Annotated in this window: 10 protein-coding genes; 4 read left to right on the top strand and 6 right to left on the bottom strand. The window is 70.4% G+C overall.

Features of this window, described 5'->3' with window-relative positions; genetic code table 11:
• Positions 1-127: 127 nt before the first annotated feature.
• A complete protein-coding gene (gene acnA / locus ACICHK_RS30095; RefSeq protein WP_406839306.1) occupies positions 128-2,842 on the bottom strand; it encodes an aconitate hydratase AcnA in 2,715 nt (904 codons plus the stop codon).
• Positions 2,843-3,241: 399 nt separating this feature from the next.
• Between acnA and ACICHK_RS30090 the strand changes: the two genes are divergently transcribed.
• From ACICHK_RS30090 to ACICHK_RS30080, 3 genes are all read left to right on the top strand, one after another.
• Positions 3,242-3,436 (top strand): DUF4236 domain-containing protein, encoded by a 195-nt coding sequence (locus ACICHK_RS30090; protein WP_151468628.1) that lies wholly within the window; start codon positions 3,242-3,244, stop codon positions 3,434-3,436.
• Positions 3,437-3,665: 229 nt separating this feature from the next.
• Positions 3,666-5,195 (top strand): helix-turn-helix domain-containing protein, encoded by a 1,530-nt coding sequence (locus tag ACICHK_RS30085; protein WP_406839305.1) that lies wholly within the window; start codon positions 3,666-3,668, stop codon positions 5,193-5,195.
• Positions 5,196-5,455: 260 nt separating this feature from the next.
• Positions 5,456-6,082: an HD domain-containing protein gene (locus tag ACICHK_RS30080; RefSeq protein WP_406839304.1), complete on the top strand. Its 627-nt coding sequence runs from the start codon at positions 5,456-5,458 to the stop codon at positions 6,080-6,082.
• A gap of 53 nt (positions 6,083-6,135) precedes the next feature.
• Here the strand turns inward: ACICHK_RS30080 and ACICHK_RS30075 are convergent, their stop codons facing one another.
• Genes ACICHK_RS30075 through ACICHK_RS30055 form a run of 5 tightly spaced genes read right to left on the bottom strand, consistent with a single transcriptional unit; the run spans position 6,136 to position 14,134 of the window.
• Positions 6,136-7,368: a nitrate/nitrite transporter gene (locus ACICHK_RS30075; protein ID WP_406839303.1), complete on the bottom strand. Its 1,233-nt coding sequence runs from the start codon at positions 7,366-7,368 to the stop codon at positions 6,136-6,138.
• Positions 7,350-8,078: a respiratory nitrate reductase subunit gamma gene (gene narI, locus ACICHK_RS30070; RefSeq protein WP_151468635.1), complete on the bottom strand. Its 729-nt coding sequence runs from the start codon at positions 8,076-8,078 to the stop codon at positions 7,350-7,352. Before narI ends, ACICHK_RS30075 begins: the two co-directional genes overlap by 19 nt.
• On the bottom strand, positions 8,075-8,689 hold the full coding sequence (narJ, locus tag ACICHK_RS30065) for a nitrate reductase molybdenum cofactor assembly chaperone (protein ID WP_406839302.1): 615 nt from the start codon (positions 8,687-8,689) through the stop codon (positions 8,075-8,077). Before narJ ends, narI begins: the two co-directional genes overlap by 4 nt.
• The gene (narH, locus tag ACICHK_RS30060; protein ID WP_406839301.1) at positions 8,686-10,455 is read right to left on the bottom strand and encodes a nitrate reductase subunit beta; all 1,770 of its coding nucleotides are present in this window, start codon (positions 10,453-10,455) and stop codon (positions 8,686-8,688) included. Before narH ends, narJ begins: the two co-directional genes overlap by 4 nt.
• Before the next feature lies 1 nt (position 10,456).
• Positions 10,457-14,134 (bottom strand): nitrate reductase subunit alpha, encoded by a 3,678-nt coding sequence (locus ACICHK_RS30055; RefSeq protein WP_406841353.1) that lies wholly within the window; start codon positions 14,132-14,134, stop codon positions 10,457-10,459.
• 301 nt (positions 14,135-14,435) lie between these two features.
• Between ACICHK_RS30055 and ACICHK_RS30050 the strand changes: the two genes are divergently transcribed.
• The gene (locus ACICHK_RS30050; RefSeq protein ID WP_406839300.1) at positions 14,436-15,731 is read left to right on the top strand and encodes a protein kinase domain-containing protein; all 1,296 of its coding nucleotides are present in this window, start codon (positions 14,436-14,438) and stop codon (positions 15,729-15,731) included.
• Positions 15,732-15,739: the final 8 nt, after the last annotated feature.

The raw sequence follows: 15,739 nt of genomic DNA, 5'->3' as shown, positions 1-15,739 counted from the left end.
GGCCGCGGCGGGGCACGGTCCGCCGCACGGCCGGAAGCCGTGCACGGCGAAGGGCCGCACCCCCGTCGAACGGGGATGCGGCCCTCGGCTTGCGCGGAGCTGCCCTACGGCCGCTTCACCGGACCACTCAGTTGCGGATCAGGTTGCGCAGCACGTACTGCATGATGCCGCCGTTGCGGTAGTAGTCCGCCTCGCCGGGGGTGTCGATGCGGACGACCGCGTCGAACTCGACGCCGGTGTCGGTGGTGACCTTCACCGTGCGCGGGGTGGTGCCGGCGTTGAGCTCCTCGACACCGGTGATGGAGAAGGTCTCCTCGCCGGTCAGACCGAGGGACTCGGCGTTCGCGCCCTCCGGGAACTGCAGCGGCAGGACGCCCATGCCGATGAGGTTCGAGCGGTGGATGCGCTCGTACGACTCGGCGACGACGGCCTTGACGCCGAGGAGCGCGGTGCCCTTGGCGGCCCAGTCACGGGACGAGCCGGAGCCGTACTCCTTGCCGGCCAGGATGACCAGCGGGATGCCCTGCTCGATGTAGTTGCGCGAGGCGTCGTAGATGAACGCGACGGGCGCGCCCTCGACGGTGAAGTCGCGGGTGTAGCCGCCCTCGGTGCCCGGCGCGATCTGGTTGCGCAGGCGGATGTTGGCGAACGTACCGCGGATCATGACCTCGTGGTTGCCGCGGCGCGAGCCGTAGCTGTTGAAGTCACGGCGCTCGACACCGTGCTCCGTGAGGTACTTGCCTCCGGGGGTGTCGGCCTTGATCGCACCGGCCGGGGAGATGTGGTCGGTGGTGACCGAGTCGCCGAGCTTGGCGAGGACGCGCGCGCCGGCGATGTCCGAGACCGGGGTGGTCTCCATCGTCATGCCCTCGAAGTAAGGGGGCTTGCGGACGTACGTCGACTGCGGGTCCCACTCGAAGGTGTTGCCCTCGGGGATCGGCAGCGCCTGCCACTGGGCGTCGCCCGCGAAGACGTCCTGGTAGGACTTGCTGAACATGTCCTCGCCGATGGCGTTCGCCACGACGTCGTTGACCTCGGCCTCGGAGGGCCAGATGTCGGCCAGGTAGACCGGCTTGCCCTCGGTGTCGGTGCCGAGCGCGTCGCGGGTGATGTCCACCTTCATGGAGCCCGCGATGGCGTACGCGACGACCAGCGGCGGGGAGGCCAGGTAGTTCATCTTGACGTCGGGGTTGATGCGGCCCTCGAAGTTCCGGTTGCCGGAGAGGACCGAGGTGACCGCGAGGTCGTGGTCGTTGACGGCCTTGGAGACCTCGTCCGGCAGCGGGCCGGAGTTGCCGATGCAGGTGGTGCAGCCGTAACCGACCAGGTTGAAGCCGACCTTGTCGAGGTAGGGGGTGAGCCCCGCCTTGTCGAAGTAGTCGGTGACGACCTTGGAGCCCGGGGCGAGGGTGGTCTTGACCCACGGCTTGCGGGTCAGGCCCTTCTCCACGGCCTTCTTCGCGACGAGCGCGGCGGCGACCATGACGTACGGGTTCGAGGTGTTGGTGCAGGAGGTGATGGCCGCGACCGTCACCGCACCGTGGTCGATCGTGTAGGTCGTGCCGTCGGGGGCGGTGACCTGGACCGGGTTGGACGGCACGCCGTTCGTGGCGGCCGGGGCGTCGGAGGCCGGGAAGGACTCCTCGCCCGCCTCGTCGGCGGTGGAGACGTAGTTCAGGACGTCGGTCTTGAACTGCTCGGCGGCGTTCGCGAGGACGATGCGGTCCTGCGGGCGCTTCGGGCCGGCGATCGAGGGGACGACCGTGGAGAGGTCGAGCTCCAGCTTCTCGGAGAAGTCGGGCTCGGCGGCCGGGTCGAGCCAGAGGCCCTGCTCCTTGGCGTACGCCTCGACGAGCGCGACCTGCTGCTCGGAGCGGCCGGTGAGCTTGAGGTAGTTCAGGGTCTCGCCGTCGATCGGGAAGATCGCGGCGGTGGAGCCGAACTCCGGCGACATGTTGCCGATGGTGGCGCGGTTGGCCAGCGACGTGGCGGCCACGCCCTCGCCGTAGAACTCGACGAACTTGCCGACGACACCGTGCTTGCGCAGCATCTCGGTGATGGTCAGCACGAGGTCGGTGGCGGTGGTGCCGGTCGGCAGCTCGCCGGTCAGCTTGAAGCCGACGACGCGCGGGATCAGCATGGAGACCGGCTGGCCGAGCATCGCGGCCTCGGCCTCGATGCCGCCGACGCCCCAGCCGAGCACGCCGAGGCCGTTGACCATCGTGGTGTGCGAGTCGGTGCCGACGAGGGTGTCGGGGTACGCCTGGCCGCCTCGGACCATGACCGTACGGGCCAGGTGCTCGATGTTCACCTGGTGGACGATGCCGGTGCCCGGCGGGACGACCTTGAAGTCGTCGAACGCGGTCTGGCCCCAGCGCAGGAACTGGTAGCGCTCCTTGTTGCGGCCGTACTCCAGCTCGACGTTCTGGCCGAAGGCGTCCTTCGTGCCGAACTTGTCGGCGATGACGGAGTGGTCGATGACCAGCTCGGCCGGGGAGAGCGGGTTGACCTTGGCCGGGTCGCCGCCGAGCTCCTTGACGGCCTCACGCATGGTGGCGAGGTCGACGACACAGGGCACGCCGGTGAAGTCCTGCATGATCACGCGGGCGGGCGTGAACTGGATCTCCTGGCTGGGCTGGGCCTGCGAGTCCCAGCCGCCGAGCGCCCGGATGTGGTCGGCGGTGATGTTCGCGCCGTCCTCCGTGCGGAGCAGGTTCTCCAGCAGCACCTTCAGGCTGTACGGAAGGCGAGCCGAGCCTTCCACCTTGTCCAGCCGGAAGATCTCGTACGACTCGTCGCCCACCTGCAGCGTGCTGCGGGCGTCGAAGCTGTTCGCCGACACGACAGTCTCCTTCATTGATGTGCGCGTTCCCACCGCATCCTGCCGCCACGACGTCATGGCCGATCCGCTAAGGTAAGGCTAAGTTAGGTAACCCTTACCGCCTGACCCGATGACGGCGTGCGGCTGCGGTACGCCTCGGCAGATATCTCGATGTCGAGATAACTCTAGTGCATGGGGGCGGACAGGTCATGTCCGCACGCCTGCATGTCCGGGCCGTTCCACTTATCCCACGAAAGGGAGAATGCCCGCATCGTCCGGCACCGCCCCCCGCGGGGCCGCACCCGCGCCCCGCACGCAAGGAACTTGACACCCCGAAGCCCGCAGCGGGCACACCTCGGCCGTTCGGGGGTATCCGGTGTCCACCGGGAACGTCCCGGCGCGAACGACACAGGGGGCACCATGCCGCTCACCTTCCGCAAGAGCTTCCGCATCCTCCCCGGGGTGCGGCTCAACATCAACCGCAAGTCGTGGTCCATCACCACGGGCGGAGCCCACGGGCCGAGGCACACGCACAGCAGCACCGGACGCAGGACGACGTCGATGGACCTGCCGGGGCCGTTCGGGTGGCGCAAGACCACGCGCAAGGCAAAGTGACCCAATAGGGGCGAACCACTTATATCCGACGAACCGTCACGGGGGTACTCCTTCATGGCGCTCACCGGCGGCGGCGCGGGCCCGCCGGGCCGCTCGGCCCACCGCGGGCGCCGCCGCCGCGCCGGTGCGGGGCACCCGAACTGCCCCTCGAACACCACCTGGTGACCCCCGCCACCCGGAAGGCCCCGCTCCATTTCTTTTTATCTCACATCCGATATACGGTCGCGCCATGGCAGACGACTACCTCGTACGTATCGGCAAGCTCATCCGTGACGCCCGGCAACACCGGGGCTGGACGCAGTCGCAGCTCGCCGAGGCACTGGGCACCAGCCAGAGCGCCGTCAATCGCATCGAGCGCGGCAACCAGAACATCAGCCTTGAGATGATCGCCCGGATCGGCGAGGCGCTGGACAGCGAGATCGTCTCGCTCGGATATGCGGGTCCGATGCACCTTCGAGTGGTCGGCGGGCGTCGCCTGTCCGGCTCGATCGACGTCAAGACCAGTAAGAACGCCTGTGTCGCGCTGCTGTGCGCGACGCTCCTGAACAAGGGGCGCACGGTGCTGCGCCGGGTGGCCCGCATCGAAGAGGTCTACCGTCTGCTGGAGGTCCTCAACTCGATCGGCGTCCGCACCCGCTGGATCAACGACGGCGTCGACCTGGAGATCGTGCCGCCGAGCGAGCTGCACATGGAGTCGATCGACGCCGAGGCCGCCATCCGCACGCGGTCCATCATCATGTTCCTCGGCCCGCTGCTGCACCGCCTGGACGCCTTCAAGCTGCCCTACGCGGGCGGTTGCGACCTCGGCACCCGCACCATCGAGCCGCACATGATCGCGCTGCGCCGGTTCGGCCTCGACATCGCCGCGACCGAGGGTCTTTACCACGCGCAGGTCGACCGGTCCGTCACCCCCGGACGGCCGATCGTGCTGACCGAGCGCGGGGACACGGTCACCGAGAACGCGCTGCTCGCCGCCGCCCGCCACGACGGTGTCACGGTCATCCGCAACGCCTCCTCGAACTACATGGTCCAGGACCTGTGCTTCTTCCTGGAGGCCCTGGGCGTACGGGTGGAGGGCATCGGCACCACGACGCTCACCGTGCACGGCGTGCCGGACATCGACGTCGACGTGGACTACTCGCCCTCCGAGGACCCGGTCGAGGCGATGAGCCTGCTCGCCGCCGCCGTGGTCACCGAGTCGGAGCTGACGGTGCGCCGGGTGCCGATCGAGTTCCTGGAGATCGAGCTCGCGGTCCTGGAGGAGATGGGCCTCGACCACGACCGCACGCCCGAGTACTTCGCGGACAACGGCCGTACGCGGCTGATCGACCTGACTGTGCGGCCCTCCAAGCTGGAGGCGCCCATCGACAAGATCCACCCGATGCCGTTCCCGGGCCTGAACATCGACAACGTCCCGTTCTTCGCGGCCATCGCGGCCACCGCGCAGGGCCAGACGCTGATCCACGACTGGGTCTACGACAACCGGGCGATCTACCTGACGGACCTCAACCGCCTCGGCGGCCGGCTGCAGCTGCTCGACCCGCACCGGGTGCTCGTCGAGGGCCCGACCCGCTGGCGCGCCGCCGAGATGATGTGCCCGCCCGCGCTGCGCCCCGCCGTGGTCGTCCTGCTCGCGATGATGGCGGCCGAGGGCACCTCGGTGCTGCGGAACGTGTACGTCATCAACCGTGGTTACGAGGACCTCGCCGAACGCCTGAACTCGATCGGCGCCCAGATCGAGATCTTCCGGGACATCTGACGGCCCGACGGGGTCGGCCCCCTTCCGGTTCGCTTCGACGCGGGCCCGGGAGGGGGCCGACGCCGTCCTGGGGCTCTCCGGGACTCCCGGGACGGAGGCGGGTCGCTCCCCGACGGCAGGCCGTGGACGATGGGCAGCGGGCTGCGGCTGCGGCTGCGGCTGCGGCTGCGGCTGCGGCTGCGCAACGTCCTTTCCTTTCAAGGAAGTTGAGACCTCGGGCAGCCGGAGGGTGACCGGGGCGGGGAGGCATACTCGGCGGCATGACCGTTCACAGCGCTCCCGGAACCCCGACCGTACCCGCCGCCCCCGGCACGGCCGCCTGCGCCGCCGCCCTGGAGGTCGCCACCGCCTACTGCTCCCCCGCCCTGCTCAACCATTCGGTGCGCTCCTACGTGTGGGCCTCCGCGTACGCCGCGCAGCGCGGTATCGAGCACGACGCCGAGCTGCTGTACGTGTCCGCGCTGCTCCACGACATCGGTCTGGTGGCGGAGTTCGACAGTCACACGGTCGACTTCGACGTGGCCGGCGGGCACGTGGCCTGGGTGTTCGCGGCGGGTGCCGGATGGCCGGCGGAACGCCGGCAGCGGCTTTCGGAGGTCATCGTCCGGCACATGTGGGACGCGGTGGACGTGCGGGAGGATCCGGAGGGGCATCTGCTGGAGCGGGCGACCGGCGTGGACATCTCGGGGCGGCACCTGGACGATTTCACGGCCGGGTTCCAGGCGGAGGTGCTGGCCCGGTACCCGCGCGCGGGGCTCTCGGACGAGTTCCTGGCCTGCTTCCAGGACCAGGCCGCCCGCAAGCCGCAGAGCTCACCGGCCGCGTCGGTCCGGGGCGGCCTCGCCGAGCGCGTCCGGGCGAACCCGCTGGACCGCCCGGCCGGCTGACCTGCCGGACGCGGTCCGGTCCGTCCGTCACGCGGTGCGGGCCGGTCCGTCCGTCACGCGGCGCGTTCCCGGCCCACGTCGCGCATGCGTCCGAAGGAGTAGACGCAGCCGGCCAGGGCGAGGTCGGAGAGCAGCATGAAGCCGATGGCGTAGGAGCTCTTGGCGCTGTAGACGGCGCCCATGACGAGGGGCGGGACGAAGCCGCCGAGTCCGCCCATCGCGCCGACGATTCCGGTGACGCTGCCGACCTTCGGCGGCGGCGTGACCCGGGCGACCATCGCGAAGACGCTGCCGCTGGAGGTGCCGAGACCGGCCGCCATCACCAGGAGGAAGACCGTTCCGCCCGGGACGAGGTGGGGTTCGAACGCCTGGCACACCGCCATGATCCCGACGATGCCGAGGGCCCAGGAGGTGACGACGGCGGGGTGGACACGGTCGGAGAGCCAGCCGCCGATCGGGCGGAAGATCACGGTGACGAGCGCGAAACCGGCCGCCCGTGTACCGGCGTCGGTGGGCGACAGGTCGTACCAGGTCTTGAGGTACGTCGGCAGGTAGACGCCGAACGCGACGATGCCGCCGAATCCGATCGCGTACAGGGCCGCGAGCTCCCACGTGACCCGCAGCCGCCCGGCGTCGGCCAGCCGCGTGCCCAGCGAGGTGGTGGGGACCACGCGGTCGGGACGGTCGGCGAGGAGGAAGTACTCCACGACGGCCATGACGGCCAGGGCGATGGCCAGCACCACGAACGGCAGGTTCTCGCCGTGCTTGTAGATGCGGGGGGTGAAGTAGCCGGAGAGGGCCACGCCGCCCATGCCCGCGCCGAAGACGCCGACGGCGAAACCGCGGCGCTCGGGCGGGAACCAGGAGTTGACGAGGGGGACGCCGATCGCGAAGGTCGTGCCGCCCATACCGAGGAAGAATCCGACGACGAGGAGGCCTCCGTAGGAGTCCTTCACGACCGTCAGCAGCAGGACGGGCACGATGGTCAGCGCGGTGACGAGGGGGAACATGATCTTCGCGCCGAAGCGGTCGGTGAGCGCGCCGACGGGCACCCGGCCGAGCGAGCCCACGAGCACGGGGACCGCGACCATCAGCGACTGCTCGAAGGAACTCAGCGAGAGCTTCTCGCCCAGGGGGGTGGCGATCGGCGCGATGAGGTTCCAGGCCCAGAAGGTGATGGCGAAGCCGATCGTGGCGACGACCAGGTTGCGGTAGGCGGCGCCGGACACCGCCGTGGGGCTCGGTGCGCTCCGGGCGGTCTGGGCGGTCACTGCACGCGCTCCCATCCGGGCCGCTCGGAACGGGTACCGAGCTGACCGCGCTCCCGGCTGCGGTAGACGATGTAGGGACGGAAGAGGTACTGCACGGGGGCGCTGAACATGTGGATCAGCCGGGTGTAGGGGACGAGGGCGATGAGCACGCACCCGATGACGACGTGGATCTGGTAGGTGACCGGCACGCCGTTCATCCGCGCGTAGTCGGGGTGCAGGGTGAAGACGCTGCGCAGCCAGGGGGCGATCGTGGTGCGGTAGTCGTAGCCGTGGCCGCCCGCGTGCGTGAGCTTGGCGATCATGCCCATCAGGATCGCGGCGAGCAGCACGACGTACATGAGCTTGTCGTTGCGGGTGGTGGCGAGGAAGACCGGCCCGTTGGTGCGGCGGCGGTAGATCAGCAGCGCGATGCCGGCGACGGTGGCGAGGCCCGCGAGCGTGCCGCTGTAGAGGGAGAGGTAGTGGTACGTGGACTCGCTGATCCCCAGTGCGCTGGTCCAGGAGTCCGGGACGAACAGTCCGACGAGGTGGCCGACGAGGACGAAGAGGATGCCGTAGTGGAACACCGGGGAGGCGATCCGCAGCAGCCTGGACTCGTAGAGCTGCGAGGAGCGGGTCGTCCAGCCGAACTTGTCGTAGCGGTAGCGCCAGATGATCCCGCCGACGAGCAGGACGATCGTGATGTACGGCATCGCCGTCCACAGGAGGCTGTCGGCGAGGCTCATCGGGTGACCACCTCCAGCAGCGGGGTGCCGAAGGGGGCGAGGCCCACGTCCTCGCGGGGTGGTCCGTTGCGTGCCATCGCCTGGGCGGCGGCGCGGTCGCGGGGTGAGGCGCCGGGCAGGGTCGCGACGAGGGCCTGGAGGACGCCGGCCCAGGGCGAGCCGGCGTCGACGAGGGCGAGGCGCAGCAGTTCCAGGGCCGGGCGGTTCTCGCGCAGGAGGGTGTCGGTGCCGGTGAGGGCGCAGAACTCGCAGACGGTCGGGAGGAAGTCGGGGAGTTCGCCGGTGTCCGCGTACTCCCACCCGTGCTCCCGGTAGATCTCCTTGAAGCGCACCAGGGACCGGCCGCGGCGGCGGGTGTCGCCGTCGGTCCACCAGGTGAGGTAGAGACAGCGACGGCCGGTGAAGTCGAACGTCCGGACGTACTCCTGCCGGAGCCGGTCGGCGTCGACGGCGACGGCGTGGTCGAGGAAGGTCCGCAACTCCCCTCTCCCCGGTCCGGGCCGTTCGTCGAGGGCCGCGCGCAGGACACCGAGGCCGGCGTGGAACTCGTCGTCGGGGTAGACCAGACAGCGGGCGGCCGCGGCGTGGACGACGGCGTGCGGGACGGTCATCTCTCCTCCTCGTCGTCGTTCTCGGGCGGGCGCGGGGCGGTGCCGGACCCGCCGGGTGTTCCTGGCCCTCCCGGCTCTTCTGGCCTTCCGGGCTTTCCTGGGAACAGTCCGGCGGGGTGGCCCCGGCCGTCCCAGTTGAGGAGGTTGACGCGACTGTGGGCGGGGTCGGCGGGCGCGTCGGCGCTCTGGCGGTCGCGCAGGACGTGGAAGTTCTCCACGGACACCGGCGGCGGCCCGCCGGACCCTTCGCCGTACGGGCCGGAGCCGCCCATGCCGGGCCCGCCCTCGTAGTCGAGGCTGCACTCGTCGGGCAGGACGGACTCCTCCAGACGGCGCGCGTCACCGACGGCGGCGGTGGGGATCACGTACCGCTCGTCGTACTTGGCGAGGGCCAGCAGCCGGTACATCGCGTACATGTCGTCGGCGGACATGCCGACCGCGCGGGCGACGTCCTCGTCGACCGGTGCCGGTCCCGAGGCGTCGCCGGCCAGCAGCCCGGGGCGCATCGCGGCGCGCATGGCGGCGAGTTTCTCCAGGGAGGCCCGTACGGGGGCGGTGTCGCCCGCGGTGAACAGTCCGGCGAGGTACTCCAGGGGGATGCGCAGGGTGTCGATCGCGCCGAAGAGGTTGCCGGCGTCCTCGCCGTCGAACCCGGTCTCGGTGAGCGCCTCGACGACCGGGGAGAGCGGCGGGATGTACCAGACCATCGGCATCGTGCGGTACTCCGGATGGAGCGGCAGCGCCACCTTGTACTTGCTGATGAGGGCGTGGACGGGAGAACGGCGGGCCGCGTCGATCCAGTCCTGGGCGATGCCCGCGCGTTCCGCCTCCCGGCGTACGACGGGGTCCTCGGGGTCCAGGAACACGCCCAGTTGGGCCTCGTAGAGGTCGGTGTCGTCGGGGGCGGAGGCCGCCTGGAGGACCTTGTCGGCGTCGTAGAGCATGACGCCCAGGTAGCGCAGCCGTCCGACGCAGGTCTCGGAACACACGGTGGGCAGGCCGACTTCGAGGCGCGGGTAGCACAGCGTGCACTTCTCGGCCTTGCCGGTGCGGTGGTTGAAGTAGACCTTCTTGTACGGGCAGCCGGTGACGCACATGCGCCAGCCGCGGCACTGGTCCTGGTCGACCAGGACGATGCCGTCCTCCTGCCGCTTGTACATCGCGCCGGACGGGCACGAGGCGACGCAGGACGGGTTCAGGCAGTGCTCGCAGATCCGCGGCAGGTAGAACATGAAGGTCTGCTCGAACGCGAACCTCACCTTCTCCGACGCCTGTTCACGGACCTTGGCCACCATCGGGTCGAGTGCGCCGTGTTCGCTGACGCCACCGAGGTTGTCGTCCCAGTTGGCGCTCCACTCGATCTTGTAGGGCTTTCCGCTGAGGAGCGAGCGCGGCGCGGCGACGGGGATGTCGTCGCCGAGGGGGGCGTCGACGAGGTTGGCGTACTCGTACGTCCACGGCTCGTAGTAGTCGCCGATGGTGGGCAGTTTGGGGTTGGAGAAGATGTTGGCGAGCTTGGAGAAGCGGCCGCCGCCCTTCAGCTTCAGCCGGCCCCGTTTGTTGAGCTCCCAGCCGCCCTTCCAGGTCTCCTGGTCCTCGTAGCGACGCGGATATCCCTGCCCGGGGCGGGTCTCGACGTTGTTGAACCAGACGTACTCCACGCCGCCGCGGTTGGTCCACGCCTGTTTGCAGGTGACGGAACAGGTGTGGCAGCCGATGCACTTGTCGAGGTTCATCACCATCGCGATCTGTGCCATGACGCGCATGTCAGTACTCCACCGGTTCGGTGCGGCGCCGGATGACCGTGATCTCGTCGCGCTGGTTGCCCGTCGGCCCCAGGTAATTGAACGCCCAGCTCAACTGGGCGTACCCGCCGATGAGATGGGACGGCTTGAGCAGCAGCCGGGTGAGGGAGTTGTGGGTCCCGCCGCGCTTGCCCGTCGTCTGCGTCTTGGGGGTGGCGACCACCCGGTCCTGGGCGTGGTGCATGTACACCGTGCCCTGCGGCATGCGGTGGCTGACGACCGCGCGGGCCGCGACGACGCCGTTGCGGTTGACCGCCTCGATCCATTCGTTGTCCCGCACGCCGATCGTCTCGGCGTCCTGCGGGGACATCCAGATGTTCTGGCCGCCGCGCGAGAGCGACAGCATGAGGAGGTTGTCCTGGTACTCGGAGTGGATGGACCACTTGCTGTGCGGGGTGAGGTAGCGGACGGTCACCTCCGCCTGGCCGTCGTCCCCGGTGGAGACCCTGTCGCCGAAGAGCCGCCGCATGTCCAGGGGCGGCCGGTAGACGGGCAGGGCCTCGCCGAGTTCGTGGATCCAGTCGTGGTCGAGGAAGAAGTGCTGGCGTCCGGTGAGGGTGTGCCAGGGCTTGGCGTGCTCGGTGTTGAGGGTGAAGGCGGTGTAGCGGCGCCCGCCCGACTCGCTGCCCGACCACTCCGGGGAGGTGATGACCGGCACCGGGGCCGCCTGGGTGTCGGCGTACGTGACGCGCTTGCCCTCGTGTTCGGCGGCGAGGTGGGCCATCGGCTGTCCGGTGCGGCGCTCCAGGGTGTGGAAGCCCTGGGTGGCGAGGTGGCCGTTGGTGGTGCCGGACAGGGCGAGGATCGTGTTCGCCGCCTTGACGGCGGTGTCGAGGAGCGGCCGTCCCACCGCCGGTCCGGCCAGCCGGACGCCGTGCCGCTCGGCGAGCAGCCGCACCTCCCCCGCCACGTCGAAGGCGATGCCCTTCACGGGCAGGCCGAGCTTCTCCGCCAGTGGTCCGAGGGTGGCCATCTTCTCGCCGATCGCGCCGTAGTCCCGCTCCACGACGGTCAGTCGGGGCATGGTCTTTCCCGGTACGGGCTCGCACTCGCCCTTGCGCCAGTCCAGGGCGACGCCCCCGGGCTGTGCGGTCTCGCCGGGGGTGTCGTGCTGGAGGGCGGTGGCAACGAGGTCGCGGCGCACGCCCAGGTGTCTCGCCGCCATCGCGGAGAAGGCCTGGGCGAGGGCGTGGAAGGCGGCGAAGTCGGTACGGGCCTGCCAGGGCGGGTCGACGGCCGGGGTGAAGGAGTGCACGTAGGGGTGCATGTCCGTGCTGGACAGGTCGTGCTTCTCGTACCAGGTCGCGGCGGGGAGGACGACGTCCGACATGAGGGTGGAGGACGTCATGCGGAAGTCCAGTGACAGCAGCAGGTCGAGCTTCCCCTCGGGCGCCTTCTCGTGCCAGCGGACATCGCGCGGCCGCTCGTCGGGCCCGGCCTCCTCGGCGCCGAGCGAGGAGGAGGTGCCGAGCAGGTGCTTCTGGAAGTACTCGGTGCCCTTCGCCGACGAGCCGAGGAGGTTGGCCCGCCAGAGGGTCACGATCCGGGGCCAGTTGGCGGGAGCGTCCGGGTCCTCTCCGGCGAATCCCAGCTTCCCTTCGCGGAGTTGGTTCACCGCGTACGCGGCCGGGTCCTCGTCGCCGGCCTCGTCGCACAGGTCGAGCGGGTTGCGGTCGAACGTCGGGTAGGAGGGCATCCATCCCGAACGGGTCGCCTGGGCCAGGCAGTCGGCCGCCGTCATCCCGGCGAAGGCCCCGCTGCCGAGCGGGGAGGCGAGGACGTCGGCGCGGTAGTGGTCGTAGCGCCACTGGTCGGTGTTGAGGAACCAGTAGGCGGTGCCGATGGCCTGCCGCGGCGGGCGCGACCAGTCGGACGCGGCGGCGAGGGTGGCCCAGCCGGTCGCCGGGCGGCACTTCTCCTGGCCGACGTAGTGCGCCCAGCCGCCGCCGTTGCGGCCCTGGCAGCCGGTGAGCTGGAGGAGGGCGAGGAAGCCCCGGTAGATCGTCTCGGAGTGGAACCAGTGGTTCGTGCCGGCGCCCATGAGGATCATGCAGCGGCCCCGGGACCGCTCGGCGGTGTCCGCGAACTCCCGCGCGGTACGGACGGCCGCCGCGGCCGGGACGGAGGTGTGGACCTCCTGCCAGGCGGGTGTGCAGGGGACGGACGCGTCCTCGTACCCCTTCGGCCAGGTGCCGGGCAGTCCGGCGCGGCCGACGCCGTACTGGGCGAGCAGCAGGTCGTAGACGGTCGTCACCAGGTGATCGCCGACGCGGACGGCGGGGACACCGGCGGTACGGACCGCCCCGCTGCCCTGGCCGTGCGGTCCGCCGTCGGTGTCGAAGCGGGGCAGCAGCACCTCGGTGGGAACGGCTCCGTCGCGCTCGTACAGGGAGAGCCGGGGCGTCAGATCACCCAGTTCGAGGTTCCACCGCCCCTCGCCCGACTCGGTCCAGCGGAAGCCGAGCGACCCTCCGGGGACCTCCGGCCGGCCGGTGCCGTCGTCGAGGACGACCGTCTTCCACTCCGCGCCCTCCGCTGTGTCGCCGAGATCGGAGGCGCGCAGGAACTTGTCCGGGACGTGCCCGCCGTCGCGCTCCCGCAGGGTGACGAGGAACGGCAGGTCGGTGAACCGTCGTACGTAGTCCGTGAAGAACGGCACCTGCCGGTCGACGAAGAACTCCTTGAGCACGACGTGCCCCATCGCGAGGGCCAGCGCTCCGTCGGTGCCGGGGTGGGGGTGCAGCCACTCGTCGGCGAACTTGGTGCTGTCGGCGTAGTCCGGGGAGACCACGACGACCTTCTGGCCGCGGTAGCGCGCCTCGGCCATCCAGTGCGCGTCCGGCGTACGGGTGACCGGGACGTTGCTGCCCCACATCATCAGGTACGCCGCGTCCCACCAGTCCCCCGACTCGGGGACGTCCGTCTGGTCGCCGAAGACCTGCGGGGAGGCGACCGGCAGATCGGCGTACCAGTCGTAGAACGACAGCATGGGGGCGCCGATGAGCGAGTGGAACCGGGCCCCGGCGGCGTGCGAGACCATGGACATCGCGGGGATCGGCGAGAAGCCCGCGATGCGGTCGGGCCCGTACGTCTTGATGGTGTGGACGTGCGCGGCGGCGGCCAGCTCCACCGCCTCGTCCCAACTCGCCCGCACCAGACCGCCCTTGCCGCGGGCCCGCTGGTAGCGGCGGCGGCGCTCGGGGTCGGCCTGGACGTCGGCCCACGCGGTGACCGGGTCCCCGGTGCGCGCCTTGGCCTCCCGGTACATCTCCAGGAGCACGCCGCGGACGTACGGGTAGCGCACCCGGGTCGGTGAGTACGTGTACCAGGAGAAGGCCGCCCCGCGCGGGCAGCCGCGCGGCTCGTACTCGGGGCGGTCCGGGCCGACGCTCGGGTAGTCCGTCTCCTGGGTCTCCCAGGTGATGATGCCGTCCTTGACGTACACCTTCCACCGGCAGGATCCGGTGCAGTTGACCCCGTGCGTGGAGCGCACGACCTTGTCGTGGCTCCACCGGTCCCGGTAGAAGACGTCACCGCTCCGCCCGCCCTCCTTGGAGAGGGTGCGCAGATCGGCGGAGGTCTCACCCCGCCGGAAGAACCGCCCGGTACGCAGCAGCAGGTCGCTGGCCGCGCCGTCCATCCCTCCGGCGCCTTCGGCCTTCGTCGCGGACACGGCCGCTCCTCTCGGCAGACTTCACCTCAGGGCACCATCGACGGGCGGGGGGCGCATGCGCGGGCGGCTGAAAGGGTGAGCACGGCGCGGGCCGGTCCTGCGGGGCCGCCTCCTCCCCCCCCCGTAAGCCGGTCATCGACTTGGCACACGTAAGTCAACGGAAGCCAACGGAAGTCATCCGATGTCCGGTCCGGCCATTTCCGGGACCCTGTCGGAACAATTGATCAATTTCTCCTGGGGATGGGCGACCGGTGCCATGATCGCCGCCGTGGGGGATGCATGGGGACCTGGAACGGTGCTGGCCGGTGGCCGCTACCGGATCGACGCGAAACTCGGCAGCGGCGGCATGGCCGAGGTCTTCCGGGCCTACGACACGAAGCTGGCCCGTGCGGTCGCGCTCAAGGTGATGTCGGCCGACCTGTCGCTGGACGACGGGTATCCGGCCCGGTTCCGGCGTGAGGCCCAGGCCATGGCCGCCCTCAGCCATCCCCAGGTGGTGGCGGTGCACGACATGGGGGACGAACCCGTCCCGTACATCGTGATGGAACTCGTCGAGGGCCGCAGCCTCGCCGATCTGCTGACCGCGCGGCGCCGTCTGCCGGTGCCCCAGGCCCTCGATCTCGCCTCGCAGGTGCTGGCCGGGCTCGCCGCGGCCCACGCGCACGGACTGGTCCACCGCGACATCAAGCCGGGGAACGTACTGCTGGCGGCGGACGGCACCGCGAAGGTCGCGGACTTCGGCATCGCGCGGGCCGCCGAGGGGGCCGGGACCGTCCTCACGCAGACCGGCCTGATGATCGGCACCCCGCACTTCATGTCGCCCGAGCAGGTGCTCGGCCGTCCCGGCATCGACCACCGCTCCGACCTCTACTCGGTCGGCGTGATGCTGTTCCAGATGCTCACCGGCCGCCTCCCCTTCGAGGCGGACTCCGGCTACTCGATCGGCTACCTGCACCTGACCGCCCCGCCGCCCACCCTCGCCTCCCTGGGTGTCGCGGCGGGCCCGGTGGTGGAGGCCGCACTGGCGAAGGAACCGGCCCTGCGCCACCCGGACGCGGAGTCGATGCGCGCGGCACTGCGGGAACCGGCTCCGGCACCGCTGCCGCCGCAGCCCGCCTTCGGGCCACCGCAACGTCCTACCTTCGGGCCACCGCAACAATCCGCTTTCGGCCCACCGCAGACCGCCTTCGGCCCGTCGCAGCAGATCACGTTCGGTCCATCGCAGCAGACCACCTTCGTGCCGCCGCAACCACCTCGGGCCCCGGGGAACAAGGCCCCCCGGGGCCCGGTGTCCCGGGTCTGCCGACTGGTCCTCGCCCTTGCGCTCCTCCCCCTCATGGGGTTGATGATTTCGCAGATCGACAGCCAGGAGAGCACCAAATGGGTCCCGGGAATCGGGCTCCTGGTCTCACCGGTGCTGGGGCTGTGGCTGTCGTGCTCGGCCGTCACCCGGCGCGGCGGGCGGCTGAGCAAGGGGATCAAGATCTCGGCGACTGTCGGAATCGTCTTCTACGGGGCGCTGATCCTCATCCTTCTGATCGGCGCCATGAACGACCTGTCCTGAGTCCACGC

The sequence above is a fragment of the Streptomyces sp. AHU1 genome, from assembly GCF_045343905.1.
Classification (GTDB): Bacteria; Actinomycetota; Actinomycetes; order Streptomycetales; family Streptomycetaceae; genus Streptomyces; species Streptomyces triticiradicis.
This window is presented reverse-complemented; position numbering and strand designations above follow the sequence as displayed.

Excerpts from the sequence above, each read along its gene's own strand:
- ACICHK_RS30090 (WP_151468628.1), top strand. The coding sequence starts at position 3,242 with ATGCCGCTCACCTTCCGCAAGAGCTTCCGCATCCTCCCCGGGGTGCGG.
- ACICHK_RS30085 (WP_406839305.1), top strand. The coding sequence starts at position 3,666 with ATGGCAGACGACTACCTCGTACGTATCGGCAAGCTCATCCGTGACGCC.
- ACICHK_RS30080 (WP_406839304.1), top strand. The coding sequence starts at position 5,456 with ATGACCGTTCACAGCGCTCCCGGAACCCCGACCGTACCCGCCGCCCCC.
- ACICHK_RS30075 (WP_406839303.1), bottom strand. The coding sequence starts at position 7,368 with ATGGGAGCGCGTGCAGTGACCGCCCAGACCGCCCGGAGCGCACCGAGC.
- narI (WP_151468635.1), bottom strand. The coding sequence starts at position 8,078 with ATGAGCCTCGCCGACAGCCTCCTGTGGACGGCGATGCCGTACATCACG.
- narJ (WP_406839302.1), bottom strand. The coding sequence starts at position 8,689 with ATGACCGTCCCGCACGCCGTCGTCCACGCCGCGGCCGCCCGCTGTCTG.
- narH (WP_406839301.1), bottom strand. The coding sequence starts at position 10,455 with ATGCGCGTCATGGCACAGATCGCGATGGTGATGAACCTCGACAAGTGC.
- ACICHK_RS30055 (WP_406841353.1), bottom strand. The coding sequence starts at position 14,134 with ATGGACGGCGCGGCCAGCGACCTGCTGCTGCGTACCGGGCGGTTCTTC.